Source organism: Congregibacter sp. (assembly GCF_047617445.1).
In the GTDB taxonomy this organism is placed as follows: Bacteria; Pseudomonadota; Gammaproteobacteria; order Pseudomonadales; family Halieaceae; genus Congregibacter.
On sequence record NZ_JBLGBE010000117.1, the window covers coordinates 1 to 8,050 of the forward strand.

The 8,050-nt window shown below is 52.6% G+C and carries 8 protein-coding genes and 1 pseudogene; 4 read left to right on the plus strand and 5 right to left on the minus strand.

Annotated features, from left to right (window positions below):
• Positions 1 to 158, minus strand: a pseudogene (locus tag ACI9KD_RS16355) (pseudouridine synthase); the annotation flags it as partial.
• Positions 159 to 610: 452 nt separating this feature from the next.
• Here ACI9KD_RS16355 and icd point away from each other — a divergent pair.
• From icd to clpA, 3 genes are all read left to right on the plus strand, one after another.
• Positions 611 to 1,864, plus strand: a complete 1,254-nt coding sequence (gene icd / locus ACI9KD_RS16360) for an NADP-dependent isocitrate dehydrogenase (protein ID WP_414982238.1) — start codon at positions 611 to 613, stop codon at positions 1,862 to 1,864.
• Positions 1,865 to 2,195: 331 nt separating this feature from the next.
• The gene (clpS, locus tag ACI9KD_RS16365; protein ID WP_414982243.1) at positions 2,196 to 2,549 is read left to right on the plus strand and encodes an ATP-dependent Clp protease adapter ClpS; all 354 of its coding nucleotides are present in this window, start codon (positions 2,196 to 2,198) and stop codon (positions 2,547 to 2,549) included.
• 20 nt (positions 2,550 to 2,569) lie between these two features.
• Positions 2,570 to 4,867, plus strand: coding sequence for an ATP-dependent Clp protease ATP-binding subunit ClpA (gene clpA, locus ACI9KD_RS16370; protein ID WP_414982239.1), 2,298 nt, complete (start codon positions 2,570 to 2,572; stop codon positions 4,865 to 4,867).
• A gap of 57 nt (positions 4,868 to 4,924) precedes the next feature.
• Here the strand turns inward: clpA and infA are convergent, their stop codons facing one another.
• From infA to trxB, 4 genes are all read right to left on the minus strand, one after another.
• Entirely contained in the window at positions 4,925 to 5,143 is a 219-nt protein-coding gene (gene infA / locus ACI9KD_RS16375; protein ID WP_008295635.1) for a translation initiation factor IF-1, read from the minus strand.
• 149 nt (positions 5,144 to 5,292) lie between these two features.
• On the minus strand, positions 5,293 to 6,024 hold the full coding sequence (locus ACI9KD_RS16380) for an arginyltransferase (protein ID WP_414982240.1): 732 nt from the start codon (positions 6,022 to 6,024) through the stop codon (positions 5,293 to 5,295).
• A gap of 34 nt (positions 6,025 to 6,058) precedes the next feature.
• Positions 6,059 to 6,769, minus strand: a complete 711-nt coding sequence (gene aat, locus ACI9KD_RS16385; protein ID WP_414982241.1) for a leucyl/phenylalanyl-tRNA--protein transferase — start codon at positions 6,767 to 6,769, stop codon at positions 6,059 to 6,061.
• A gap of 7 nt (positions 6,770 to 6,776) precedes the next feature.
• Positions 6,777 to 7,739, minus strand: coding sequence for a thioredoxin-disulfide reductase (gene trxB / locus ACI9KD_RS16390; RefSeq protein ID WP_414982242.1), 963 nt, complete (start codon positions 7,737 to 7,739; stop codon positions 6,777 to 6,779).
• Positions 7,740 to 7,887: 148 nt separating this feature from the next.
• On the opposite strand from trxB, the gene ACI9KD_RS16395 reads away from it, so the two are divergent.
• The coding region (locus ACI9KD_RS16395; protein WP_414982244.1) for a DNA translocase FtsK 4TM domain-containing protein at positions 7,888 to 8,050 on the plus strand (163 nt) is incomplete at its 3' end.

Sequence of the window (8,050 nt, forward strand, 5' to 3'; positions counted from 1 at the left end):
TTGCACAACAATAACAGTCCCTCGGAGTCATAATCTAGGCGCCCTGCAGGATAAAAACCGGGTGTGCTAATAAACTCCGCTAGCGTGTCGCGCCCCGATAGATCCGTAAACTGGCTGAGTACTTGGTAGGGTTTGTTGAGGAGGATGAGTGCTGCCATTAGCGGAATATCGATGAAAAGGCAGCCAAGGCGCGCTGCATTCTGGTAAACTTATCGCCGATTTTCGAGAGCATAGCCAGTTCGCAAGACCGGCCTTGCACGCACCCACAGTGCCTCTCATTGATCGTATGTATGCCGTTGTCGGGGTAGTGTTTGATGATTTAACTCCTGAGGGCATACATCGTTTATAAAACGGATCTTTGATCTCGGGGCCGCCTTTCACCAAACGGCGTGTTCTGAGATCTAAGCAACTTTAAGCCAATAAGGTAAAAACTGACGCAACGGAAGCACTCTGCATAGGTCACTAAGTACCGTAACTTAAGTATCGCGACAGTATCGCAACTTAAGTATCGCAACAGTATCGCAACTTCAGTACTGCAACTTAAGTATCGCAACCTACTGTGTGAGCGCTGAAGTACAAGCGGAAGTAAAACCAAGCCTGGAGCGAATCTATGGGTTATCAGCATATCAAGGTGCCAGAAAGCGGCGCACGCATCACTGTAAACGACGACAACAGCCTCAACGTACCGGACAACCCGATCATTCCGTATATTGAAGGAGATGGCATCGGCGTCGACATCAGCCCGGTGATGATAAATGTTGTTGATGCAGCAGTAGAGAAGGCCTACGGCGGCAGCAAAAAAATCTCATGGATGGAAATTTATACCGGCGAAAAAGCCGCCGAGTTGTACGAAGGCGACTGGTTCCCCGAGGAAACTCTTGAGGCGATCAAAGAATACTCAGTGGGCATCAAAGGCCCATTGACCACACCCGTTGGCGGCGGATTCCGCTCCCTCAACGTTGCACTGCGTCAGGAGCTTGATCTTTACACATGTTTGCGTCCTGTACGTTGGTTCGAAGGCGTTCCTTCACCCGTGAAGAAGCCGGGCGACTGCAATATGGTGATCTTCCGCGAGAATTCGGAAGACATCTACGCGGGCATCGAATACGAAGCAGGCACTGAGGAAGCTAAAAAAGTCGTTGATTTTATTATTAATGAAATGGGCGCCACCAAAATTCGCTTTCCAAATAACGTTGGCATCGGCATTAAGCCTGTGTCTGAAGAAGGCACGAAGCGTCTTGTGCGCAAGGCGATTCAGTACGCAATCGATCAAGATCTGCCGTCAGTGACATTGGTGCACAAGGGCAACATCATGAAATTCACGGAAGGCGCCTTCCGTGATTGGGGCTACGAGCTTGCACAGGAAGAGTTTGGTGGTGAGCTTCTCGACGGCGGCCCCTGGGTATCGCTAAAGAATCCGGTCACCGGCAATGACATCATCATCAAGGACGTGATTGCAGATGCCATGTTGCAGCAGATTCTGACACGCCCCAAGGATTACTCTGTAGTGGCTACCCTGAACCTCAATGGTGACTATCTCTCAGATGCGCTGGCAGCTCAGGTTGGTGGTATTGGCATCGCGCCGGGTGCGAACCTGTCGGACAGGATAGCGCTGTTTGAAGCAACTCACGGCACCGCACCTAAGTACGCTGGTCAGGATAAAGTGAACCCAGGTTCCTTGATTCTGTCAGCAGAGATGATGCTGCGTCATATGGGTTGGAATGAGGCTGCGGATCTGATCATCGACGGCATGAACGGCGCGATTCAAAATGGCACCGTAACCTATGACTTCGAACGCCTGATGGAGGGCGCGACCTTGGTCAGCTGCTCTGGTTTCGGTGACAAGATTATCGAGTCTATGTAACAGCCGCACGTAAATGCGGGCATTGACGCTTGTCGTCGTCCGCAAACGAAGCCCGCCAAGCAAAGCTCGGCGGGTTTTTTTGTGCGCGTAAATCACAGTCGCCCTGTCATTTTGAGTCCATGTGTGGTCAATTTCAGGGTTTTCGGGGCGATTATCGAGGCTTGAACCTGTGGGCCTCGCGCTAGCTTTCAAAAGCCTTATACTCGATGCAATGCGAATCCACAGTCAATTTGAGTTACCTCTCCCTGTAGGCCCGAATACGTTTCGAGCTCAGTCAACACGTCTGCCTATCGGTGGAACTCGGGCAGAAACCCTGTTTGTCCAGGAGCGTATAGCGGGACAGTGGCGGTTGTCGTCGGACGACCAGGAGCATGATGGAGATGATGGCGGTGGGCTCGCGCTGCAGGATGCCAAGCCCAAACTAAAGCGTCCGTCGCTGTATAAAGTGGTGCTTCTGAACGATGACTACACGCCGATGGAGTTTGTCGTAGAGGTCTTGGAAGTATTTTTTAAAATGAACCGTGAGCAGGCGACTCAAGTAATGCTGGCGGTGCATACTCAGGGCAAGGGCGTGTGTGGGATCTATACCAAAGACATCGCAGAGACCAAATCTGCCCAGGTCAACCAATATGCCCGAGATCATCAGCATCCACTGCTGTGTGAGATCGAGGCATCCGAGGACTAGCTCATCGAAGGAGACAGTACATGTTGAGCAAGGAATTAGAGCAGACGCTAAACGACGCCTTTCGCGCGGCGCGCTCACGGCGACACGAGTTTATGACTGTGGAGCACCTACTACTCGCACTGCTGGAAAATAACGACGCTATTCGCGTGCTCAAGGCATGCGGGGCTCAGTTAAGTGGCTTGCGTGGCGACCTGGTGGAGTTTATTGATTCCACCACACCGTTGATACCCGAAGAAGAGCAGGAGCGAGAGACCCAACCAACGCTGGGCTTTCAGCGTGTGCTTCAACGGGCCGTGTTTCACGTTCAAAGCTCCGGAAGAAGCGAAGTTAACGGCGCCAATGTGCTGGTGGCGATTTTTTCTGAGCAGGAGTCCCAGGCGGTTTACTTCCTAAAGACCCAAAGCGTGTCTCGCCTTGATGTCGTTAATTACATTACTCATGGAATATCCAAAGTCGATGATGGTGAGGAGCAAGGTGGTGGTGAGTCTGAGCCTGAGCGTGCCGAAGGCGCCGCAGAAGAGGGTGAAAGTAATCCCCTTGACAGCTTTTCCACCAATCTTAATGAAGAGGCACGACAGGGTCGTATTGATCCGCTCATTGGCCGCTCAGCGGAAGTCGAACGGGTTATCCAGATTTTGGCTCGACGTCGCAAGAACAATCCGCTGCTTGTAGGCGAGTCTGGAGTCGGCAAAACCGCTATCGCTGAGGGGCTAGCCAAGCTCATTGTAGATGGCGATGTGCCGGATATGCTCAAAGGCGCCGAGGTGTACTCCCTTGATCTTGGCTCTTTGCTTGCCGGGACAAAGTATCGCGGCGACTTTGAGAAGCGTTTTAAGGGGCTCCTTGCTGAGCTTAAACGTCGAGAAGGTGCAGTCCTGTTTATCGACGAGATTCACACCATAATTGGTGCTGGTGCAGCCAGTGGCGGTGTAATGGACGCCAGTAATCTGCTCAAACCCATACTCACCTCTGGACGACTGCGCTGCATAGGTTCCACGACTTTTCAGGAGTACCGCGGTATTTTTGATAAGGATAAGGCACTCAGCAGGCGATTCCAAAAGATCGATGTCATGGAGCCTAGCGTGGATGATGCGTATAAGATCCTCAAAGGTCTTAAGTCTCGATTTGAGGAGCATCACGGTCTGCGCTACACCGACCAAGCGCTGCGTGTAGCGACGGACCTGTCGGCTCGCTACATCACTGATCGGTTTTTGCCAGACAAAGCCATCGACGTCATTGACGAGGCGGGCGCCTATCAGCAGCTCCTATCGCCTTCGAAGCGTAAAAAAGTGATCGGCAAGCACGATGTAGAAGCGGTCGTCGCAAAGATTGCGCGCATCCCCCCCAAATCTGTGAATCGCAGCGACAAAGACGTTTTGTTAAAGCTCGAGAGCAACCTCAAGATGGTGGTTTTCGGGCAGGATGACGCCGTGAGCAGCCTTTCCACCTCTATCAAGCTGGCGCGGGCAGGTCTGCGTGGGGGCGATAAGCCCATTGGCTCATTTTTGTTAGCGGGCCCTACCGGCGTTGGAAAGACCGAAGTTACGCGACAATTGGCCAAGATTTTGGGCCTGGAGCTCATCCGGTTCGACATGTCGGAGTATATGGAGCGTCACACCGTCTCACGCCTCATTGGTGCGCCTCCCGGATACGTGGGCTTTGATCAAGGCGGTCTCTTGACCGATGCTGCAACGAAACACCCGCATGCGGTGGTGCTACTGGACGAGATTGAGAAGGCACACCCTGATGTGTTTAACCTGCTGCTGCAGGTGATGGACCACGGAACGCTAACGGATAACAACGGCCGTAAGGCAGACTTTAGAAATATGATTTTGGTGATGACTACCAACGCTGGTGCAGAAACCATCAGTCGTCGATCTATCGGGTTTACGGCTCAGGATCATAGTACTGACGGCATGGAAGCGATTAACCGAATGTTTACGCCAGAGTTTCGTAACCGTCTGGACAGCATCGTGCAGTTCCAGCCCTTGGGCGAGGATGTCATTCTCACTGTGGTGGACAAGTTCCTTGCGGAGCTTCAGGGTCAACTGGATGAAAAACGCATCACACTTGACGTCGACGAGGATGCTCGTCTTTGGCTAGTGGAGAAAGGCTACGATCGACATATGGGTGCCAGGCCTATGGATCGAGTTATTCAGGAGCATATCAAGAAGCCATTGGCGGAGATGGTCTTGTTTGGTGCTTTGGCTAATAGCGGAGGCACTGCACTAGTGCGGCTTAACGCAAGCGGAGATGGTCTTGAGGTGACAGTTCCGGAGTCTGAGGATTCACCCGAAGGCGAGTTGGCGATTTCTTAGTGTGCTAAAGCGCGGCCAGCTGATACAGCTGCCGCGCACGCCAGGTGTTTTTGTCGCTTAACGTTCGCGGTAGGTGATACGGCCTTTAGTCAGGTCGTAAGGTGTAAGTTCTACTCGCACCTTGTCGCCGGTCAAAATGCGTATGTAGTTCTTACGCATCTTTCCTGAGATGTGGGCAGTCACCACGTGATCGTTCTCTAGCTTCACGCGGAAAGTGGTGTTAGGCAAAGTGTCTACCACTTCGCCTTCCATTTCGATTTGGTCTTCTTTAGCCATTCACTGGTTACTACTATAAAAAATTCAGCGCGCATTCTGCCCGAAAAGCCTCTTAAGAGCCACCGCAAAAGGATGTGAAAACTAGGCCTTAATTCAAAGGACGCTAACGCTGTCGGCGTTAGGGCTTGGATATTGAACTCACGCCTGGCTCAAAAGCTCTCGATCAAGTCGTCGGTGGAGCGCATCCACTGATTGTTAATCAATGTCTCCAGTGGCTGATAGTCCGACTTATACGACATTTTGCTGCAATTGCGGATCCAGTAGCCCAAGTACACATAGGGCAGGCCGAGCTCTTTGCTGCGTTCAATTTCCCAAAGTAAGGCATAGCGTCCCAGACTGCGGGCATCTTCTTTGGGATCAAAAAATGTGTAGATTGCTGAGAGACCGTCCAGCATGAGATCGACTACGGCCACTGCAAGGAGGCGGCCATTCTCGCGAAACTCACAGTATTCCGTGCAGCCCCATGGGTTGTTCAAAAAGGACTCGAACTGGTCGCGGTCCGGGGGATACATATCGCCATCGGCATGTCGTGCACGGATATAGCGATCGTACAAAGCATAGCTTTCGTCGCTGGATACCGAGGTGCGCACAGTGACCTGCAAGTCAGAGTTGCGTTTCAAACAGCGTTTCTGCGTCCGATTGGGGAGAAAGTCGTTCACCGGCACTCTTGCGGGTATACAGGCATTGCAGCGACTGCAGTGGGGACGGTAAATGTGATTGCCGCTGCGGCGAAACCCGAGCATGGATAAGTTGCTATACAAGGTCTGATCGACGGTTTGTCTAGGATCGACAAAAAGAGTTGTGGCTTCCTCAGCTTCTAGATAGCTGCAGCGATGGGGGTAGGTTGTGTACACCTTGAGATCCCGTAAAGACGAAGTCATGTGTTTGCCCTAACGCTTAAGAGCGCGTTATGTTTCAAATCAGCTCACCGCAGCTCGCTGCCGGTGTCCATGTGTCTGATACTGCCGCCATATGGATAGTGTGCTGAAGTCGATTCTCAAAGTCTACTCGCGAAACGTTCCTTGCCCCAAGACTGTTCAGGTGTTCGCTTTCTATTTGGCAATCAATAAATTGAGCGCCACGTTTCTTTAAGAGCGAAACGAGTGTCACAAGAGCAACCTTGGAGGCGTTAGCCTCGCGTGAGAACATGCTTTCTCCAAAAAATACGCCGCCAATGGCTACACCATATAGGCCGCCTACAAGAGATTCGTCGCGCCATACCTCTATCGAGTGAGCCCAGCCTTGGGCATTCAAGGTGCTATAGGCGTCGATCATTTCGGGCTCAATCCAGGTTCCCTGCTGGCTGTCGCGTGGCGCAGCGCAGGCATGCATAACGTCTCTAAAGCGGTGGTCAACCCTGAGTCTGAACTCGTTTTTGCGCAGAGTTTTGCGCAGGGAGCGTGAAATGTGCAGTTCGTCCACAAACAAGAGCGAGCGTGGATCGGGAGTCCACCACAGGACAGGCTGTGGTGACTCATACCAGGGAAAAATGCCTCGCCGGTAAGCCGTAAGAAGCGTGTCTGAATCTAAACTTCCACCGGCGGCCAACAGGCCGTTGGGGTAGGCGAGGGCTTCACTACTTGGAGGGAAGTTCTCGCCGGGTTCAAGGTGTTTAAGAAGGGGCATTGGCCAATCAGGCCGTGGTGGACGCCATCTCGTCGAGATATTTTTCGGCATCCAGCGCTGCCATACAGCCAAACCCCGCAGACGTGACAGCCTGACGATAAATGTGGTCACCTACGTCGCCGGCGGCAAACACGCCAGGTGCACTGGTAGCCGTTGCATTCCCCTCGATACCGCTGTGGACTTTGATGTAACCACCATTCATGTCCAATTGGCCTACGAAGATATCAGTGTTAGGTTTGTGGCCGATGGCGATAAACACGCCAGCAAGCTCTACGTCTTCGCTAGCACTGCCAGCCGTAGGCGCAATACGCATTCCGGTTACACCGCTATCGTCACCCAGAACCTCCTCCAGGGTGTGATTCCAGCGAAACTCGACTTTACCTTCTGCTTCCCGTGCGAATAGACGATCCTGAAGGACTTTTTCTGCTCGCAGGCTGTCTCTGCGATGCACCAAAATTACTTTTTCGGCCAGGTTGGAGAGATACAGAGCTTCTTCTACGGCCGTGTTACCGCCGCCCACGACAGCGACGCGTTTATTGCGGTAAAAGAATCCGTCACAAGTGGCGCAGGCGCTCACGCCCCTGCCCAAAAACTTCTCTTCACTGGGAAGCCCCAGATACTGTGCCGATGCACCGGTTGAGATGATGAGGGAGTCACAGCTGTACTCCCCGGAGCCGCTAAGGCGGATAGGGCGTGCGGCAAGATCGACGGAGTCTATGTGATCAAAAACAACAGAGGTGCCAAAGCGCTCGACGTGACTCAGCATGTCTTGCATTAATCCCGGCCCCTGGAGGTCGTGAGCGCCGCCGGGCCAGTTTTCGACCTCAGTGGTCGTCGTTAACTGACCGCCTTGCTGCATACCCGTAATAATAACCGGGTTCAGATTTGCCCGCGCAGCATAGACAGCAGCGGTGTAACCTGCAGGCCCGGAACCCAGTATGATCAATTTGTGGTGTTGAACATCAGCCATTATGTTGTGGTCTCACTTAAAAGGCGCCCATGGTAATGGATGCCTGCGCTGCGATCAAAGATCAAATTAATATCAGGAAATTACTTTAAGCTATTGAATAAATTAGAAAACATCGTGAAACTAGTACCTCGTCACGGAGGTTATTGAGATGGCCCGGCAACAGATAGAGGCTCAAGATCCTGCGTCCCCACGTTTACGCGAGGGACTACTCATCGCCGTTGCGGCGGTTTGTGCATACCTGCTGGTCAGTCTTGTGAGCTACTCCCAAGCGGATCCGGGCTGGTCTGGCACGGGTTCCGGGGGGCAGGTGA

Excerpts from the sequence above, each read along its gene's own strand:
- icd (WP_414982238.1), top strand. The coding sequence starts at position 611 with ATGGGTTATCAGCATATCAAGGTGCCAGAAAGCGGCGCACGCATCACT.
- clpA (WP_414982239.1), top strand. The coding sequence starts at position 2,570 with ATGTTGAGCAAGGAATTAGAGCAGACGCTAAACGACGCCTTTCGCGCG.
- infA (WP_008295635.1), bottom strand. The coding sequence starts at position 5,143 with ATGGCTAAAGAAGACCAAATCGAAATGGAAGGCGAAGTGGTAGACACT.
- ACI9KD_RS16380 (WP_414982240.1), bottom strand. The coding sequence starts at position 6,024 with ATGACTTCGTCTTTACGGGATCTCAAGGTGTACACAACCTACCCCCAT.
- aat (WP_414982241.1), bottom strand. The coding sequence starts at position 6,769 with ATGCCCCTTCTTAAACACCTTGAACCCGGCGAGAACTTCCCTCCAAGT.
- trxB (WP_414982242.1), bottom strand. The coding sequence starts at position 7,739 with ATGGCTGATGTTCAACACCACAAATTGATCATACTGGGTTCCGGGCCT.